This window comes from Pseudomonas vancouverensis, from assembly GCF_004348895.1.
Lineage (GTDB): Bacteria > Pseudomonadota > Gammaproteobacteria > Pseudomonadales > Pseudomonadaceae > Aquipseudomonas > Aquipseudomonas vancouverensis.
Window position 1 is genome coordinate 24,937 of record NZ_RRZK01000018.1, and the last position, 16,806, is coordinate 41,742.

The window sequence follows — 16,806 nt, forward strand, 5'->3', positions numbered from 1 at the left end:
TTCACTCACCGCGCCGGCCGAGGCCCGCGCTCTTCTTGACGATAAACAACATGAACAAGGTGGCCACCAGCAGCACCACACCCAGCGACGACGCAGCGCCCCAGTTGGCGTACATGGACACATCGCTCTCGATCCGCATCGAAATCATCTGCACCTTGCCACCGCCCAGCAACGCCGGGGTGACGTAAAAGCCCAGGGTGATCACGAACACCAGCGTCGCCCCGGCCGCCAGGCCCGGCAACGACAGCGGCAGGAACACATCGCGAAAGGCTCGCGAAGGCGACGCGCCAAAGGCAGCGGCGGCCTGGTTATAGATCGGGTCGATGCTTTTCATGGCGGCAAACAACGGCAGGATCATGAACGGCAACATGATGTGGACCATGCCGATCACCGTGCCGGTGAGGTTGTGTACCAGCGCCAGCGGTGCGTCGGTGATGCCCAGGCTCATCAGCAGGTCGTTGGCGATGCCACGGCGCTGCAGGATGATCAACCAGGCATAGGTGCGCACCAGCAGCGAAGTCCACAGCGACACCAGCAACAAGCCCATCGCCAGGTTGGCCAGCCAGCGCGGGCCCTTGATCATGAAATAGGCATAGGGATAACCGATCAGCACACAGGTGATGGTGACGATGATGCTGATCTTGAAGGTCTGCACGAAGGTCAGCACATAGATCGGCTCCAGCAGCCGGGTGTAGTTGGCAATTGTCAGCTGACCGTTGGCATCGAACAGCGACAGCCAGAACAGCCAGCCGATCGGCAGCACGAACGTCAGCAGCACCAGGAGCAAGGCCGGCAGCCCGGAACCCATCAGGTACCAGCGCTCACGCTGCTGTGCACTGTGCAGCTCGCGCGCATTCAGCGCGCCGGACCCGGCACCGCTCATTGCTCGTCCTCCACCACCAGGGTGTCGTGGGGGTGCAGGCCCAACACCACGGCCTCGCCACGGGTGGGCAGGCGATGGCTTTCCGAACTGCGGGTTGGCCGGCGAATGGCCACGGCCATGCCCTCGCCCAGGCTGATCTGCACCAGCTGGCTTTCACCCTGGAAAATCACGTCGGTGACATGGCCGTGCAGCAGGTTGTAATCGCTGGCCTGGGCTGACACGAATTGCAGTTTTTCCGGGCGCACCACCAGGCTCGAGGTTTTCAATCCGCCGGCGACACTGGCGGTGCGCAGCGTGCGCCCCTGGAACATCGCCTGACCGTCCTGCAGAGTGACCGGCAGGCAGGACGACTCGCCGACGAATTCGGCGATGAAGCGGTTGGCCGGACGCTCGTACAGATTGATCGGCGTGTCGATCTGGCGAATCCGCCCTTTGCTCATCACCGCGATGCGGTCGGACATGGTCAGCGCTTCGCGCTGATCGTGCGTCACGTAGACCACGGTCATGCCCAGTCGCTCGTGCAGGCGACGCAGCTCCAGCTGCATGGTTTCGCGCAGGCGTTTGTCGAGGGCCGAGAGCGGCTCGTCCATCAACAGAATCTTCGGTTCGAAAACGATGGCGCGGGCCAGGGCGATGCGCTGGCGCTGACCACCGGACATCTCGGTAATGTTGCGCTCGATCAAGTGATCCAGTTCCACCGTGGCCAGCGCCTGCTGTACCCGCTGGCGAATGTCGGCACGGCTGTAGCCGCGCAGCTTCAGCGGATAGGCGACGTTCTGGAACACGTTCATGTGCGGGAACAACGCATAGCTCTGGAACATCATGCCGACGTCGCGCTTGTGCGGCGGCTCGAAGACCATCTCGCGGCCACCGAAGCGGATGCTGCCGGCATCGGGACGGACGAAACCGGCCAGGGCCATCAGCAGCGTGGTCTTGCCGGAACCGGAGGAGCCGAGCAATGACAGGAATTCGCCGCTCTTGATCGACAGCGAAACATCATCCAACGCAGCAAAGCTGTCGTAGGTCTTGGTCAGGTTCTCGATGTCGATGGACATCGAAAGTTTAGGGTCTTCGGACATGCTCACACTCGGCACCATTCGGACGGCTTGCGTCCCTTCTTATCGAAGATGGGGGGCCTTGACCGCCCCACCCCACTTCTTGACGAACCCGCAGCGAATCAGTTGGCGAGGAACAGGGCGAAGCGTTGACGAACCGCTTCCTGATTCTCTACCCACCACTGCGGCGATACCGAAACCACCTTGTCGATGTTCTGCGGCGAAGTCGGCAAGCGCGCCGCCAGCTCCTGGGTAATCATCGGCAGCTCGTAGGCCTGGGCGTTCACCGGCGAGTATGGAATCAGCGTGGCCAGGGTCGCCTGGCTTTGCGGCTTGATGATCTCGGCGATCAACTTCATCGCCAGCGCCTTGTTCGCCGAGCCCTTCGGTACGATCAGGCAGTCATGGCTGAGCAATGCACCGTCGAAGCTGTAGTCGACCGCATCACCGCTGGCCTTGACCTCGTTGACCCGACCGTTCCAGATCGCCAGGAAGTCCACTTCACGGCTGCGCAGCAACTGTGCGGAATCGGCACCGGCGCTCCACCAGTTGACCACCTGCGGCTTGATGCGGCTAAGCACCTTGATCGCCCGCTCCACATCCAGCGGGTACAGGTCTTTGGCGGCAACGCCATCCCCCAGCAACGCCGCTTCCATGGTCAACCAGGGCTGACGGTAGAGCGCACGGGCACCTTTGACCTGCGGATCGAAGAACTGCTGCCAGTTCTTCGCCACCGGCGCATCGCTGCCCTCGGCCCAGGCCACCACTGTGGCGTAGGCATGGCTGGCGATCCAGTGACTGCTGACCACGTTTTTATCGACATGGGTGGCGTCGATCACCGAGTAATCCAGCGGTTCGACCAGGCCTTCCTGCTGCGCCTGGGCGCATTCGGTGCTGCCCAGTTCGACCACGTCCCACTTCGGCTTGCCCGACATGACCTGGGCGCGGACGGCGGCGAGTCCGTCCATGTTGTCTTCCTTGATGACGATGCCCAGCGCCTTGGCGGCAGGCTGCAGATAGGCTTTGCGCTCGGCATCCTGCTGCGCACCGCCCCAGCCGGAAAAGGTCAGACTGTCGGCCAATACCGCGGCGCTGGTGCCCAGGGTCAATGCTGCAACGACAGCACCCTTGAGCAGGTTCTTGTTGAAACGCTTCATAGTGACTGCCTTATCAATTCTGGATGAACAGGTCGAAACGACGTTGCACTTCGGCCTGGTTGGCTTGCCACCACACAGGGTCGAAAAACACCACCTTGTCGATATTGGCCGGCGCGGTCGGCAGGGTCGCCGCCATCGCTGCCGGGATGATGCCGGTGTCGTAGGCCTTGGTGTTGATCGGCGGGTTGGGGATCAGGGTGACCAGGGTGGCCTGGCTGTGCGGCTTCATGATTTCGGCCACCAGCTTCATTGCCAACTCCTTGTTCGGCGCGCCTTTGGGCACCACTACGCAGTCGTAGTCCACCAGGGCATGGTCGTAGGTGTAGTCGACGTCATCGCCGTTCTTCTTCAGTTCATCGACCCGCGAGGCCCAGATCGACAGCGCATCCACTTCGCGGCTGCGCAGCAACTGTGCGGAGTCGGTACCGCTGCGCCACCAGTTGACCACTTGCGGCTTGATGCGCTCCAGCACCTTGAAGGCACGGTCGACGTCCAGCGGATACAGGGCCTTGGGCGAGACGCCGTCGGCGATCAGCGCCAGCTCGAGGGTGGTATAGGGCTGGCGGTACAGCGAGCGCGAGGCTTTCACCTGGGGGTCGAAGAAGGCCTTCCAGTCTTTCGGTGTGTTGGCCCCGGCATCGTTGGCCCAAGCCAGTACCGTGGAGTAGGCGTTACTGGCAATCCAGTTCTTGCCGTAGAAGTTCGCGGCCACGCCCTCGGTGCTGATCACCGAGTAATCCAGCGGCTCGGTCAGGCCCTGCTCCTGGGCCATCACGCAGTCATTGGAGGCCAGTTCGACCACGTCCCATTTAGGCTTGCCCGACATCACCTGGGCACGCACGGCGGCCAGGCCGTCCATGTTGTCTTCCTGAATCTTGATCCCCAACGCCGCTTCGGCAGGCTTGAGGTAAGCCTTGCGCTCGGCATCCTGCAAGGCGCCGCCCCAGCCGGCAAAGGTCACGCTGCCCGCTGCCTGCACCTGGGCAACGGCACACAGGGACAAGGCGAATGCCAGGCCTGTCATTTGCTTGTTGATTGATCGCATTTTCAACTCCTGAAATTGTTGTAGTTAGACAGTTGAATCAAACGCCGGGCGATGTCGCCCACCTTGCTGTTGTTATATCGGGAGGCGTTTTTCACACTCCTCGGTTACCGCTTTTTCACTGCACTGCGAGGCCTCCCCAGGCCCGCGTCCGGCTTATTGCGCATCCTTGAAGCGATACCAGGTGTAAGCCATCCGTTGCCCCACCCGCAGGAACGACTGGAACGGAAAACGCTTGGGCGGCTGATGCAGAAAATCGACGGCCGTCGGACGTTGCTCGCCAGCGACCATTTGCGCCAGGCGCTTGCCGGCCTGCACGGAAAAGGACACGCCGCTGCCGGCATAGCCACCCGCCGAAAACACGTTGCTCTGCCCTTGCACCTGGTAAATGAACGGCAAGGAATTCTCGCTGACCGCCACCCAGCCGCCCCAGTTGTAATCCACGGCAATGCCCTGCAGTACCGGGAACTTGCGGCACAGCGCGTCATGCAGGTTTTGCCGGTGCCGGGGATTTTCCGCGTCACGGCCGGTGATGGCGCTGCGCCCGCCAAACAAAATGCGGTCGTCCGGCAAGCGGCGGTAATACGACAGCAGATTGCGCGTATCGAACATACACTCGCTTCCCGGCAGGCTCTGGCGCTTCTCTTCGGCGCTCAACGGGCGGGTGACGATGATTTGCGAGTGCACCGGCAACACCCGTCCGGCGGTGGCCTTGTTCAAGGTGCCCGAGGTGTAGCCATTGGTGGCAACCACCACTCGGCGCGCCGTCACCACGCCACCGGGGGTTACCAGTCGATGGCTGCTGTTATCGCTGTGCCAGTCGACCACGGGCGAGGCCACATGCACCTTCACGCCGGCCTCACGCGCCATGCGGTGAATACCCCACGCCAGCTTGAGCGGGTGCATGGAAAAACCGTCCGGCATGAACAGCGCACCAAACGACTCTGCTCCGTTGTGCACGGCCTGCACCTGGGCGCCGGTGACGAATCGGGCGTTGTATTTCAGCACGTCGTTATAGAGACCGGCTTCGCGCTTGAGCCCTTCGACGTGCTTTGCCTGGCTGGCAACCTTGTACACGCCATCGGGCTGCGCATCACACTCGATCTGCCCGTCACGAATCAGCCCGCGCACCGTGTTCAGCCCCGCCGACATTTCTTCGAAGTAGGCTTTGGCCGTGGTCGCGCCATAACGCGAAATCAGCTCCGCCAAGGCCACACGTCCACCAGAGATACGGGCAAAACTGCCATTGCGTCCACTGCATCCCCACGCCACCTGATTGGCCTCCAGCACCACTGCGCGAATCCCGTGTTCGCGCGCCAGGTGCAAGGCACAGCTCAAGCCGGTGTAACCGGCGCCAATGATCGCCACATCCACGTCCATGGCACCACTGACCGGACCATCGTCTTGCGGTGCGCTACCCGCAGTACCCACCCAATAAGACGGTGTATGTGCCGCTCCGACGCCCGGATGAGCATTGACCAGAGGATCGTACAATTTACACTCCGTATCGCTGTGCGATTTATTGATATCACTTAATGTATTTTTTAATATTAATAGTGATACATGTCAATCGATAAAATGATTTCAGCGCGACTGATGGTCGCCCCCGGCATTGGAGGCGTCAGTCGAAGGAGTGAAAATAAGGAGGGAGAAAGGCTGTTGCCGTTGGGCTGCACGTCAGTGCTTGTGCAACTGTGCCGGGAGAACGGTAATGAAGAGCGCGCCGACATCAATGGCTGATGAGTGGAATCGGCAAGCCTGTGAAACCCATCAGGTCGACAAGGTAACCCGTCCTATCCCGGCGAACTCGACCTCTACTTGCACCCCGGCCCGCGCCCAATAGATTCCGGTCCAGCTGCCACAAGCCACCAGGTCACCGGCCCGCAAGGGGCTGCCCAATGCCGCCGCGTGACGCGCCAGCCACGGCAGCGAACTCAACGGCTCACCGAATGGATGGCTGCCAACCGCGACGAACTCAGGCTCACCGGCCACCCGCAATGTCACCTGCTGTCTTGACCAATCGGGCATTTGCCCAAGGGTTTGCGGTTCACCCAGTACCAGCGCGCGGTTGAGTTGCTGGTCGGCCAGCCGCAGCAGTGGCGCAGCCTGCTCGCCCTGCAGCCAGCGCGTGCCGCACAGTTCAATGCCCGGCATCCACACATCGACCGCCGCTCGGGCCATGGCCAGATCCGTGTGCCGGTCGAGGTCGCGCGACAGGCGCACGATCAGTTCACCCTCGATGCCGAAACCGAAGTCATCACCTGGCGGAACCTGCCAGCCCGACGGATGCACCGCCATTGCCGGTACACCGGCGGTGCTGATCAGCCCGCCCGGAGCGCCCCCCAGTTTCCAGGCCGCTGGCGGCCCGGAGGCGAACCAGCCGAGGGCCTCGGCAACCTGTTGCTGCACGGCATAAGCCTGGGCTTCGCTGACCAGTTCCAGGGTTGGCAAGGGTTGCTGGCGCCCTTCACGCCAACCACGGATCAGGCTGGCGGCCACCTGCGCGATCGCACTCACAAGGCCAGCTCAGTCTTGCGTCGACGCAGTTGCGCGGGTGCCGGGCGCTCGCACGGCAGAAACCGGCCACGCCCCGCCTCACCGCGCGGCTCGCCGTCCCAGACCACTTCACCACGCGACAGGGTCATGGCCGGCCAGGCGCTCAGCGTCATGCCGGCGTAAGGCGTGTAATCGACATTGTGGTGCAGCATTGCGTTGCACAGGTGCACCGGCTCGCCTTCGTCCCAGATCACCAGGTCGGCATCGGCACCCACCGCAATGCTGCCCTTGCGCGGATACAAGCCATACATCCTGGCGGCATTGGTGGAAGTCAGCGCAACAAAGCTCTGCGGGGTGATGCGCCCCTTGCGCACGCCTTCGGACCAGAGCAGTGCCATGCGGGTTTCGACGCCGGGAATGCCATTGGCGACCTGGTCGAACGACACCGCTTCACCATGGGCCTTCTTGCCGTCGGGGCCATCGAAGCGAAAGGGTGCGTGGTCTGAGGAGAAAACCTCGAAGGAGCCGTTCTCCAGGCCATCCCAGATCACCTGCTGGTTTGCGGCATCGCGGGGCGGCGGGCTGCAGATGCACTTGGCACCTTCGAAGCTGTCGTCACAGCCCAGCGAGTCGGCGGTCAGGAACAGGTACTGCGGACAGGTTTCGGCGTACACCTTCAAGCCCTGGCTCTGCGCCCAGCGAATCTGCTCCACGGCCTCGCGACCCGACACGTGCACGATCAGGATCGGTACGTCCACCAGTTCGGCAAGGGCGATGGCACGGTGGGTCGCTTCGCGCTCCACCAGCATCGGTCGTGACGCGCTGTGGTAGCGCGGCGCAGTCAGCCCGGCCGCCAGCAGTCGTTCGGTCAGCCAGGCGATGCAATCGCTGTTCTCGGCGTGGAGCATCACCATGGCGCCTTCACGGCGTGCGACCGACAACGTCTCGAGAATTTCCCTGTCGCCCAGCTTCAGCGCGTCGTAGGTCATGTAGATCTTGAAGGATGTATAGCCTTCGGCAATCAGCGCCGGCAGCTCTTCACGGAGCACCTGCGGGGTGGGGTCGGTGACGATCAGGTGGAAGGCATAGTCGATCACCGGCTTGTTACCCGCCCGACGATGGTAATCATCGACGGCAGCGCGCAGGCTCTCGCCCTTCTGCTGGCAGGCGAACGGAATAACGGTGGTGGTTCCACCGCAGCCCGCCGAGACGGTGCCGCTGAAGAAGTCATCGGCCATTACCGAGCCGTCGCCCGTCGGCTGGTCGAAGTGCACATGACTGTCGATGCCGCCGGGCGTGACATGCCGGCCTGCCGCGTCGATTTCACGGTGACCTGGCGGCAGGTCCAGGCCAAGGGAAACGATGCGCCCGTCACGAATGCCGATATCGCTGGTAAAGGTGTCTGCGGCGGTGACCACGCGGGCGTTGCGAATCACCGTGTCAAAAGCTTGCATATCAGGCCGCCTCGAAAGGACTGCTACAGGTGGTTGAGCGAGCGTGATTGCCTGACAATCAACTGCGTTCAAGCCAGGCCCGGGCGATGTCTTCGCGCGTAGCGAACCAGACACCGCCGTGCTGCCTGGCATACTCGATGAATTGCTTGATCGCCCTCACCCGCCCTGGGCGCCCCACCATGCGCGGATGCAGCCCGATCGACATCATCCGTGGCCCTTCAGCGGACTCTTCATAAAGGACCTCAAAGCTTTCCTTCATGTACTCGAAAAAATCCGATGCCTGGGACAGTCCTGGCGAATTCCAGTAGCGGAAGTCGTTCACGTCGGCGGTGTAGGGCACCACGAGATGACGCTTGCCCTCCACCTCGACGAAGTAGGGAACATCGTCGTTGTAGGCATCGGAATCGTAGAGAAAACCGCCCTCCTCGGCGACCAGGCGACGGGTATTGACGCTGGCGCCATAGCGGCAATACCAGCCCACAGGACGTTTGCCACAGGTGCGTTCGAATGATTCGATGGCCAGGCGCATGTGTTCACGCTCCTGCTCTTCGGTCAGGCGAAACACTTCCTCCCAGCGATAACCGTGGCTGCAGATTTCATGACCTGCGGCCACTGCAGCGCGTGCGACATCGGGGTTCTGCTCGAAGGCTAGCGCGCAGGCATGAAAGGTCGCGCGCACTGACTGCTGGTCGAGAATATCCAGAATTCGCCAGATCCCCACGCGCGAGCCGTACTCATACATCGATTCCATCGCCAGATTGCGCGTGCCGTCAGGGATCGAGTAGCTGCCCCATTCGGTCATCGACTCCTGGTCTGGATCGCCCATGGCGAGCGAGCGTTCGGAGCCTTCTTCGTAGTTGATCACCAGGCTGATGGCCAGTCGTGCGCCATTGGGCCAGGTGCCTTGCGGGCGTTTTCTACCGTAACCGACTAAATCGCGTGCAGGTGAAACCATCGGGATGTTCTCCTGAAGTGACGGGTTAAAGGGTTGTGTCGCGAAGGTGGCGACTTAGCAGTCGATATCTTTCAGCCGGTCGTGACTGAAGTTGCTATCCGATTGCCACTCGCTGAAAGCCAGCCCCATCGCCAGGGTCTGGGCAATACAGAAAGATGCAGTGAGCGAACGAAAGCCCAGCAGTTCGGCGTCATTGACCTCAATCACCGTATCGGCCATCTGCCCGATAGGGCTCAGAACGCTGTCGGTGATCGCCACCAGCGTCACGCCTGCCTGGCGTGCCTGACGGCAAGCCTCAACGGTGTCATTGGCGTACGGTGGAAAGCTGACAGCGATCAGCAGATCATCGTCGGCAATGGCACTGACCTGCTCTGGCAAGGTGCCGCCAGCACCGCTGATGTGCACGGTTCGCCGGCCCACCCGACTCAATGCGTAGCTCAGGTAGGCCGCCACCGGAAAGGCACGGCGCATGCCAATGACGAAGGTCGTCCGCGCACCCTGCAGATGGGCGATGGCCGCTTCGATATTGGCCTGTTCCCCCCCTTCTGCCAGATGTTCCAGGGACACGATATTGGCCTGGCTGAATTCACGCAGAATCCCGCCGACGTCACTCGGGTCTTCCAGCAAGGTCTCCCCGCCATAGTGCCGGATGCGTTCGCTGTGGGTGTCGGCGGCCTGTTGCAGTGGGGCACGGAACAACCGCTGCAAATCCTTGAACCCCGCAAAGCCCAGCGCCTGAGCCAGCCGAATATAGGCGGTAGGCGCGATGCTCGAGCGCTTGCCCAGTTCGGCTACCGTATTGAGGGCGATCTCATGCGGGTTGTCGATCAGGTAGCGGGCAGCATCGCGCAGACGACCCGTCAGTTGTTCGTGCTGGGTCGCTATGCAGTCGCGCAGCTCTGCAAGGGTTTCAGGTAAGGCCATGATTGAGGCTCGTCAAAAAAGAGGTATGTACGCCAGTCAACGCAACGCGTTGATTGCCTGATCCAGCGCCGTGATGAGGCGGTCGACTTCTTCCAGCGTGTTGTAATGCGCCAGCGACACCCGCACTACCCCGCCAAACCGGTCAAGTCCCAGGGCTTCGATAAGCCGCCGCGCATAGAAGTCACCAAAGCGAATGCCGATCCGGTGTTCGTCGACCCTGCGCACGACTGCCTCCGACTGCACACCCTCGACCACGAAACTGATGGTCGGCACCCGATTGCGGGTATGCGCCTTGCCAATGATCCGCACGCCCTCGCGCTGGCGCAAAAATGCCAGCAGACGTTCGGCGAGCAAATCTTCCTGCACCTCGAAGGCATCGAACGCCGCCTGCATGCACTGGCGCTCGCTGCCTTGTGCGCCAAGCCTTGAGCTGATGTCGAGCAGATAGTCGGTAATCCCGATGCAACCGAACGACAGCTCGTAATTGACGTTGCCAGGCTGCAATTTGTAGGGCACCACCTCCTTGCCGATAAAGAAGTGATTGAGACTCGGCATTTCCAGCAACAGCGGTCGACGCCCCCAGAGCACGGCAAAGTGCGGGCCGAAGGTTTTGTAGAAGCTGTAGACGTAGAAATCGGCGCCGCTGGCCTGCACATCGACCAAACGGTGTGGCGCATAAGCGACGCCGTCCACACACAACCTGGCGCCCACTGCATGGACACGCCGGGCGACTTCGGCAACCGGATTGACCGAGCCGAGAATGTTCGAGGTGTGGGTCATCGACACATAGCGGGTGTTGTTGTTGAGCAACACTTGCAGGTCATCCAGTTCGAGCTCGCAGCTGTCGGGATTGACCTGCCACACACGCAGGGTCGCGCCGCGGCTTTCGCACAAGTTGACCCAAGGACCGATGTTGGCCTCGTGGTCGCAGTTGGTGACGATGATTTCATCGCCGGGGACGATGGACGGGGCGATGGCGCGACACAGGATCTGCAACAAGTGGGTGGTCGAGCCGCCCATGATCACTTCTTCCGGATGCTCGGCGTTGATCAATTGCATCACCGAATGGCGAGCCTGCATCACTCGCTCACCCGCCGCAACAGAAGGTCGGTAGGAAGCACCCAGTTGCACACTGCTGTTGAGCAGGTAGTCGCAGACCCGCTCTGCCACGGTGCTCAATACCATCGAACCACCGGCGTTATCCATGTAGGCATAACCATCGGACAGACCAGGAAACTGCTTGCGAACGTAATCGATATCGAGAGGATTCACTCTACTTTCTCCAGCCTGATTCAATGATGCAAGATGGCCTGCAGGAACGCTTGCGTGCGCTGCTCCTGAGGTGCAGTAAAAAACGGTTCAGGGATGTTCTGCTCAACAATGCGTCCGCTTTCCATGAAGATCACCCGATCGGCGACCCGACGGGCAAAGCCCATTTCATGGGTGACCACAACCATCGTGACGCCGGAGCGAGCGAGGTTTTGCATGACATCCAGCACTTCGCCGACCATTTCCGGGTCCAGTGCCGAGGTCGGCTCATCGAACAGAATCGCCCGGGGCTCCATCGCCATGGTGCGGGCAATGGCCACGCGCTGCTGCTGGCCGCCGGACAACTGGCTCGGGTATTTGTGCGCGTGATCGCCCATGCCGACCTTGACCAGTAACTCCCTGGCCCGGGCATGGGCATCACGACGACTCAGGCCGCGCACCCGGATCGGCGCCAGCGACACATTGTCGAGCACACTGAGGTGCGGATAGAGGTTGAAACTCTGGAACACCATGCCGACTTCACTGCGTATGGCGCTCAGTCGCGGACCGTGCTCAACCCGCTCGCCGGCCACGCGGATATCGCCTTTCTGGTAGTCCTCGAGCAGGTTGATGCAGCGGATCAAGGTCGATTTGCCCGAGCCGGAGGGGCCAAGAATGACCACCACCTCACCTTCTGCAACCTGCAGATTGATATCGCTCAGCGCTTTGAAATTGCCGTAGTACTTGTCGAGCTTTTCGATGTCGATCAAGGTGCTCATGCGGTTTTTCCTCCCGAGGCGTTACGGCGTTCAACCCAGCTGACCATCTGCACCAGCGGCAACAGCAGCAACAGGTACAACAAGGCAGCCCCTACCAGCGGAGTCGGATTGGCCGCCAGAGCCTGCGCCTGGGTGGCCTGCTTGAGCAGGTCAGGCATCGCGACCACCGAGGCCAGCGCCGTGTCTTTCATGACGTTGATGCAATTGCTCGTCATGGGCGGCATGACGATGCGAATGGCCTGGGGCAGAACCACGTCGCGCATGGTGTTGAAGAAGCTCATGCCCTGGGAGGCCGATGCTTCGAACTGGCCACGGGGAATGGCCTCGATGCCCGAGCGAAAGATCTCCGCGCTGTAGGCACAGGAGACCAGCGAGAGCGCGCTGGCAGCGGCCGCGAATGACGACAGGCGGATGCCCACGAATGGCAGTGCGTAGTAGATCAACACCAGCAGGACCAGCAGCGGAATGGAACGCATGATATCGATGTAGACACGTGCCAGCGCTCGAACGGGCGTGTAGGCGTACAGCCTCAACAACGCCAGCAGCAGCCCGCCCACCAGGCCCAGGGCAATGCTCACCACCCCAAGCAGGATGGTGACGCCCAGGCCCCGCATCATCAGCGGAAGCGACTCGACGAGCACATTCCAGTTAAAAAATGTCTGCAAAAGATCCATGGGATACCTCGGTCAAGACAAGTGGCGAACGGGTATCGCCACTGACAGGCAACAGCAGCAAGGCTTACTTGAGGACAGCGGTCACTTGCATGGTGCTGGAGTCTTTGGCCGCCTCGGCGCCGAACCACTGTTTGTGGATTTTTCCGAGCGTGCCGTCTTCTTTCATCTTGCTGATGATGTCGTTGACCTGATCACTCATCGCCCAGCCTTTGGCGTGCATCAGCGAGTAGCGCTCACCGGTGGGGATTCGAGCGACGATGGTGTATTGCGGCTTGTCCTTGATGTAGTAGAGCACTGCGGGAATGTCACTGAGGTAGCCATCGATGCGCCCGGAAGCCAGATCGAGCATGGCTGGCGACAATCCTTCATAACGCGAGACATCGGCGAACTTGTACTCGTCCTTGTGCTGGCCAATCCACATGTCGCCGGTCGAACCCGTATCGACGCCGACGACTTTGCCGCCCATGTCGGTCAGGCTCTTGACCTTGGACGTGGTCAGTGCGGTCAGGGACTGGTCGCTGTCGAAGTAAGGCTGTGCAAAGGCAACCGACTCCAGTCGTTTAGGGGTAATGGTGATCGATGAAATGGCGATCTCGACACGCTTGGATTGCACGGCACTGAACAGGCCGTTGAAAGGGATATTGATGAACTCGACGCTTTTCCCCGCGCGCTTGGCCACTTCTTTTACAACATCGACCTCGAAGCCGACAAACTCCCCTTTGGCGTCCTGAAACTCCCAGGGCACGTTGCCAACGTTGGCACCGACCGTCCAGTCAGCGGACCAGGCTGGCAGTGCAACGGCGGCGGTCATGAACAATCCCAACATCACTTTCGCTTTCATGTTTGCTCCCGATTGTTTGTTTTTTTAGGTGCCAACAGCGGTTGATCTCGTACAACGTGGGATTGATCCTAAATCAATGGATTATTTAATTCAACACTACATTCCTATGTATTTTTTACTCCACAACCTGAGAAACGGGTCCGTCGCACGACACCCGAAAGCGCGCCGGACTAGGCTTGGTGCCCACTACCCGCGAAGTGCAAAAAGTGGCACGCCGCGTTTGCGCGAATCCCCTCAGTCACCCATCGACCCCAACAACCACTCCCGAAAAATCTCGGCAGCCGCAGATCGCTTGCGATGTTTGAGCGAGACCAGGAATTCGCCGTTGCCCGTCACGCATTCAAACGCGGTCACTCGCTGCAATTCGCCCTTGGTCAACGCCTCATCGGCCATGAACGTCCACGCCAGGCCGATCCCCATGCCCTGCTGCACGGCTCGGTAGGCCAAGGTCAGCTGGTTGAACACCGGCGCTTTGTCCCGCGCCACGTAGTTGATGCCGAAGTGGCCGAACCACTCGTGCCAGTCCAGGCATTGCCAGGCGCAGGTGTCGATCTGCACCAGGTTGGCCTGGGCCAATTGTTCCAGCGTCTGGATGCCCGAGACGTCCAGTGCAGGATGAGCCACGGCATAAACGATTTCCGGCAGGAGGAAATCGCTGTCCAGCGACGGCCACTCCCCCGAGCCATACAGAATGCCCACGTCGAAATCATTGAGGCTGCTTTCATCGAACTCGTTGATCGCATGCACGTGCACGGCGATATCCGGGTAGGCCTTGTTGAACTCGATCAGCTTGGGGAACAGCCAGAACTGCGCCAGGGCATGGGTCGCCAGCACCGACACGGCGTTGGACTGATGCACATTGCGAATGCGCGTGACGCTTTGGTACATCGTCGTGAGCAGCACGTTGACCGTCATCAGCAACTCGTCGCCGGCGCCGGTCAGCTTGACGCCCCGAGGCTTGCGCTCGAACAGCGGCACGCCCATGCAGTCTTCGAGCTGGCGCATCTGCTTGCTGACAGCGCTCTGGGTCAGAAACAGCTCGCCCGCTGCCCCGGTGAAACTGGCGTGGCGCCCCACCGCCTCAAAGGTGATCAGCGTCTCCAATGGCGGCAAGGTCCGTAAATAACGGTTGATGGGGATTCTCCCTAGCTGATGAAAAACGCGCGACATTCCCCACAGGAATGGGTGGCCGACTATTTATCGCAGGTAGCGCTTATATAGCATGGCTAGAATGCCGGCAAACAGCCTGTCAGAGTCGAGAGAATGAACAGCGGGATAGTATTTGCGGTATTGGCGGGCGCCATCTGGGGTGGCGTGATCCTCGCCCCTTCGTTGTTGCCGGAATTCAATGCGGTATTGATCAGCAGCGTGCGCTTTGCCCTGTACGGATTGATCTCACTGCTCGTGGCCTTGCCGATTGCCTCGCGCCTGCTGTCGCGCTTGACCCGTCGCGACGCCTTGATGCTGCTGCGCCTGTCGTTGACCGGCAATATCCTCAACTATGCATTGCTGGGCGCTTCGGTACAGTTGAGCGGGGTCACCGCCGCTGCCCTGATCAACGGCATGATGCCGGTGGCCATTACCTACCTGGGACGCCGCGATGCCGGGTCGCTGCCCCTGACCAAACTCAAGCTGCCGCTGTTGCTGGTATTCCTGGGTATCGTATCGGTGAGCCTGGAACACTCCACGACGGCAGCGTCAACCACCTCGTTGTCTACCCGCTTACTGGGCCTGGCTTGCGGCTTCAGCGGCGTGATCTGCTGGTCGTGGTACGCCACCCACAATGCCCGTTACCTCAAGCAAAGCCATTTCAACAGCAGCGAATGGTCGACGCTGCTCGGCATCGTCACCGGTATCGTTGCCATCGTGTTCGGCATCGCAGCCTTGATGCTGTTCCCGAACCTGGTGCCGGCGCAGGTGGAACACCGCCGCTGGATGGCGTTGCTCTGGGTTTGCCTGTTCCTCGCACTCTGCGGTTCGTGGCTGGCCAATGGGCTGTGGAATGCCTGCTCGCGCCGCCTGGCCACCTCCTTGAGCGGCCAGATGATCGTCTTCGAAACCCTGTTTGCCTGCGTATACGGCTTTCTGTTCAGCCAGCGCGTACCGGGCTTGATGGAAGTGACGTCTATCGTGCTGCTGGTGGGTGGGGTGGTCTGGGCGGCGAAGCGGCATCAAGGGGTGTCGGTAAAGGTTGCGCAATCGTAGTGTTGGCGGGCTTCTACCGAGTATGAAAATATTGCCCTTTACCGATTTTCTCAGTGGTAACTACCTGAGCGGTGCCGGCTCGACGGGAGGAAGGCTGCAATGGATCTGAAGTTCAGTCACGTAGATGTGCTGGTCAATAATCTCGAGGAAGCCTGCGCTTACTACGCACGGATACTCAAGGCCAGGATCTCCAAAACCCTCGTCTGGGAACGAGGCGGTCTGCACGTGCGCTACGCGATTGCGCTGATCGGACAAGAGCGTTTCATGCTGGTGCAGCCATTGGCGGGCAACCTGAAGGAGCTGTTGGACGCCTCGGGAGAAGGGATGATTTATCGCCACTGTTATTCGACACCGGATATCGAGAAAGCCTACGACGAACTGATGGTTGCCGGTGTTCAGCCGGAAGACGAAAACGGCAAGCCATTGGCCCGCGCAAACCTGCAATCTCCGTCCGGCGGGCGCATCATCTGGTTGCCCAAGCGCTTCGGGCACTTCTCGATCGAAATTCTGGAAGACAAGGCGATAGAGGCATTTGTGGAAGCTGCGTTTTCCTGAGCAAGGCGACGATGGGCGCTGGCTGGCGACCAGAAGCGGTCGGTCGACTGACAGGACCAGGACGGTTACGCTGGCATTTCTCACTTGTGCGGACCCGCGTATGACACAGGAACATCAAGGAAGCTGCTTGTGCGCAGCGGTCAAATACGAGCTACTCGCCTCACCGCGAGCCGTGAGTCATTGTCATTGCAGCCAGTGCCGCAAAGGTCACGGCGCAGCATTCGCCTCGTACGGCAGCGTTCCGCGTAGCGCACTTCGAATACTGCGCGGTGCTGCCAGTATTAAAACCTATGCGTCGTCAGAGACGGTATTACGTGAGTTCTGCATGGAGTGCGGTTCGACTCTGTTCTGGTCACGATCTGAAGGTCAGTTTGCCGACTGGGTCTCTATAGCGTTAGGGACCCTCGACACGCCCTTCGTGCCGCAAAAGCACAAACACGTTTATGTCGAGTCCGCCGTCCCTTGGTTCAATTCTTCTAATCTTTTTCCGCAGGTAGACTGACGGCTGCGGGGCGACTTCAGCCCCTTTTCGACGGGC

At 60.7% G+C, this 16,806-nt stretch carries 17 protein-coding genes; 3 read left to right on the forward strand and 14 right to left on the reverse strand.

Annotated elements, in window-relative coordinates:
• Nucleotide 1: 1 nt before the first annotated feature.
• The 14 genes from EIY72_RS13960 to EIY72_RS14025 all read right to left on the reverse strand — a co-directional run bounded on the left by EIY72_RS13960 (nucleotide 2) and on the right by EIY72_RS14025 (nucleotide 14,678).
• Entirely contained in the window at nucleotides 2-883 is an 882-nt protein-coding gene (locus EIY72_RS13960) for an ABC transporter permease (protein ID WP_093222697.1), read from the reverse strand.
• Complete coding sequence (locus tag EIY72_RS13965) at nucleotides 880-1,962, reverse strand: ABC transporter ATP-binding protein (RefSeq protein ID WP_165939598.1); 1,083 nt, start codon at nucleotides 1,960-1,962, stop codon at nucleotides 880-882. Before EIY72_RS13965 ends, EIY72_RS13960 begins: the two co-directional genes overlap by 4 nt.
• A 98-nt stretch (nucleotides 1,963-2,060) precedes the next feature.
• Entirely contained in the window at nucleotides 2,061-3,095 is a 1,035-nt protein-coding gene (locus EIY72_RS13970) for an ABC transporter substrate-binding protein (protein WP_093222700.1), read from the reverse strand.
• A gap of 13 nt (nucleotides 3,096-3,108) precedes the next feature.
• The gene (locus tag EIY72_RS13975) at nucleotides 3,109-4,140 is read right to left on the reverse strand and encodes an ABC transporter substrate-binding protein (RefSeq protein WP_093222703.1); all 1,032 of its coding nucleotides are present in this window, start codon (nucleotides 4,138-4,140) and stop codon (nucleotides 3,109-3,111) included.
• A gap of 153 nt (nucleotides 4,141-4,293) precedes the next feature.
• Nucleotides 4,294-5,631, reverse strand: coding sequence for an NAD(P)/FAD-dependent oxidoreductase (locus EIY72_RS13980; protein ID WP_093222706.1), 1,338 nt, complete (start codon nucleotides 5,629-5,631; stop codon nucleotides 4,294-4,296).
• A 276-nt stretch (nucleotides 5,632-5,907) separates the two neighbouring features.
• The gene (locus tag EIY72_RS13985; RefSeq protein WP_093222709.1) at nucleotides 5,908-6,654 is read right to left on the reverse strand and encodes a 2-keto-4-pentenoate hydratase; all 747 of its coding nucleotides are present in this window, start codon (nucleotides 6,652-6,654) and stop codon (nucleotides 5,908-5,910) included.
• A complete protein-coding gene (hydA, locus tag EIY72_RS13990; RefSeq protein ID WP_093222712.1) occupies nucleotides 6,651-8,087 on the reverse strand; it encodes a dihydropyrimidinase in 1,437 nt (478 codons plus the stop codon). Before hydA ends, EIY72_RS13985 begins: the two co-directional genes overlap by 4 nt.
• 58 nt (nucleotides 8,088-8,145) lie before the next feature.
• Complete coding sequence (locus EIY72_RS13995; protein WP_093222715.1) at nucleotides 8,146-9,042, reverse strand: allantoinase PuuE; 897 nt, start codon at nucleotides 9,040-9,042, stop codon at nucleotides 8,146-8,148.
• A gap of 54 nt (nucleotides 9,043-9,096) precedes the next feature.
• Entirely contained in the window at nucleotides 9,097-9,966 is an 870-nt protein-coding gene (locus EIY72_RS14000; RefSeq protein WP_093222718.1) for a MurR/RpiR family transcriptional regulator, read from the reverse strand.
• 36 nt (nucleotides 9,967-10,002) lie between these two features.
• The gene (locus EIY72_RS14005; protein WP_093222721.1) at nucleotides 10,003-11,238 is read right to left on the reverse strand and encodes a cysteine desulfurase-like protein; all 1,236 of its coding nucleotides are present in this window, start codon (nucleotides 11,236-11,238) and stop codon (nucleotides 10,003-10,005) included.
• Nucleotides 11,239-11,258: 20 nt separating this feature from the next.
• Nucleotides 11,259-11,993, reverse strand: a complete 735-nt coding sequence (locus EIY72_RS14010) for an amino acid ABC transporter ATP-binding protein (RefSeq protein ID WP_093222724.1) — start codon at nucleotides 11,991-11,993, stop codon at nucleotides 11,259-11,261.
• Entirely contained in the window at nucleotides 11,990-12,667 is a 678-nt protein-coding gene (locus tag EIY72_RS14015) for an amino acid ABC transporter permease (protein WP_093222727.1), read from the reverse strand. Before EIY72_RS14015 ends, EIY72_RS14010 begins: the two co-directional genes overlap by 4 nt.
• A 64-nt stretch (nucleotides 12,668-12,731) precedes the next feature.
• Nucleotides 12,732-13,508, reverse strand: coding sequence for a transporter substrate-binding domain-containing protein (locus EIY72_RS14020; protein ID WP_093222730.1), 777 nt, complete (start codon nucleotides 13,506-13,508; stop codon nucleotides 12,732-12,734).
• Nucleotides 13,509-13,742: 234 nt separating this feature from the next.
• Nucleotides 13,743-14,678 carry a LysR substrate-binding domain-containing protein gene (locus EIY72_RS14025; protein ID WP_093222733.1) on the reverse strand — a complete coding sequence of 312 codons (936 nt, stop codon included), beginning with the start codon at nucleotides 14,676-14,678 and terminating at the stop codon, nucleotides 13,743-13,745.
• A gap of 93 nt (nucleotides 14,679-14,771) precedes the next feature.
• Here EIY72_RS14025 and EIY72_RS14030 point away from each other — a divergent pair, with 93 nt between their 5' ends.
• The 3 genes from EIY72_RS14030 to EIY72_RS14040 all read left to right on the forward strand — a co-directional run bounded on the left by EIY72_RS14030 (nucleotide 14,772) and on the right by EIY72_RS14040 (nucleotide 16,770).
• Nucleotides 14,772-15,713, forward strand: coding sequence for a DMT family transporter (locus tag EIY72_RS14030; protein ID WP_093222736.1), 942 nt, complete (start codon nucleotides 14,772-14,774; stop codon nucleotides 15,711-15,713).
• Between the two features lie 99 nt (nucleotides 15,714-15,812).
• Nucleotides 15,813-16,268, forward strand: a complete 456-nt coding sequence (locus EIY72_RS14035) for a VOC family protein (protein ID WP_093222739.1) — start codon at nucleotides 15,813-15,815, stop codon at nucleotides 16,266-16,268.
• A gap of 100 nt (nucleotides 16,269-16,368) precedes the next feature.
• The gene (locus tag EIY72_RS14040; RefSeq protein WP_093222742.1) at nucleotides 16,369-16,770 is read left to right on the forward strand and encodes a GFA family protein; all 402 of its coding nucleotides are present in this window, start codon (nucleotides 16,369-16,371) and stop codon (nucleotides 16,768-16,770) included.
• Nucleotides 16,771-16,806: the final 36 nt, after the last annotated feature.

Excerpts from the sequence above, each read along its gene's own strand:
- EIY72_RS14025 (WP_093222733.1), bottom strand. The coding sequence starts at position 14,678 with ATGTCGCGCGTTTTTCATCAGCTAGGGAGAATCCCCATCAACCGTTAT.
- EIY72_RS14000 (WP_093222718.1), bottom strand. The coding sequence starts at position 9,966 with ATGGCCTTACCTGAAACCCTTGCAGAGCTGCGCGACTGCATAGCGACC.
- hydA (WP_093222712.1), bottom strand. The coding sequence starts at position 8,087 with ATGCAAGCTTTTGACACGGTGATTCGCAACGCCCGCGTGGTCACCGCC.
- EIY72_RS14020 (WP_093222730.1), bottom strand. The coding sequence starts at position 13,508 with ATGAAAGCGAAAGTGATGTTGGGATTGTTCATGACCGCCGCCGTTGCA.
- EIY72_RS13995 (WP_093222715.1), bottom strand. The coding sequence starts at position 9,042 with ATGGTTTCACCTGCACGCGATTTAGTCGGTTACGGTAGAAAACGCCCG.
- EIY72_RS14035 (WP_093222739.1), top strand. The coding sequence starts at position 15,813 with ATGGATCTGAAGTTCAGTCACGTAGATGTGCTGGTCAATAATCTCGAG.
- EIY72_RS14030 (WP_093222736.1), top strand. The coding sequence starts at position 14,772 with ATGAACAGCGGGATAGTATTTGCGGTATTGGCGGGCGCCATCTGGGGT.
- EIY72_RS13965 (WP_165939598.1), bottom strand. The coding sequence starts at position 1,962 with ATGTCCGAAGACCCTAAACTTTCGATGTCCATCGACATCGAGAACCTG.
- EIY72_RS13960 (WP_093222697.1), bottom strand. The coding sequence starts at position 883 with ATGAGCGGTGCCGGGTCCGGCGCGCTGAATGCGCGCGAGCTGCACAGT.
- EIY72_RS13975 (WP_093222703.1), bottom strand. The coding sequence starts at position 4,140 with ATGCGATCAATCAACAAGCAAATGACAGGCCTGGCATTCGCCTTGTCC.
- EIY72_RS14010 (WP_093222724.1), bottom strand. The coding sequence starts at position 11,993 with ATGAGCACCTTGATCGACATCGAAAAGCTCGACAAGTACTACGGCAAT.
- EIY72_RS14040 (WP_093222742.1), top strand. The coding sequence starts at position 16,369 with ATGACACAGGAACATCAAGGAAGCTGCTTGTGCGCAGCGGTCAAATAC.
- EIY72_RS13970 (WP_093222700.1), bottom strand. The coding sequence starts at position 3,095 with ATGAAGCGTTTCAACAAGAACCTGCTCAAGGGTGCTGTCGTTGCAGCA.
- EIY72_RS14015 (WP_093222727.1), bottom strand. The coding sequence starts at position 12,667 with ATGGATCTTTTGCAGACATTTTTTAACTGGAATGTGCTCGTCGAGTCG.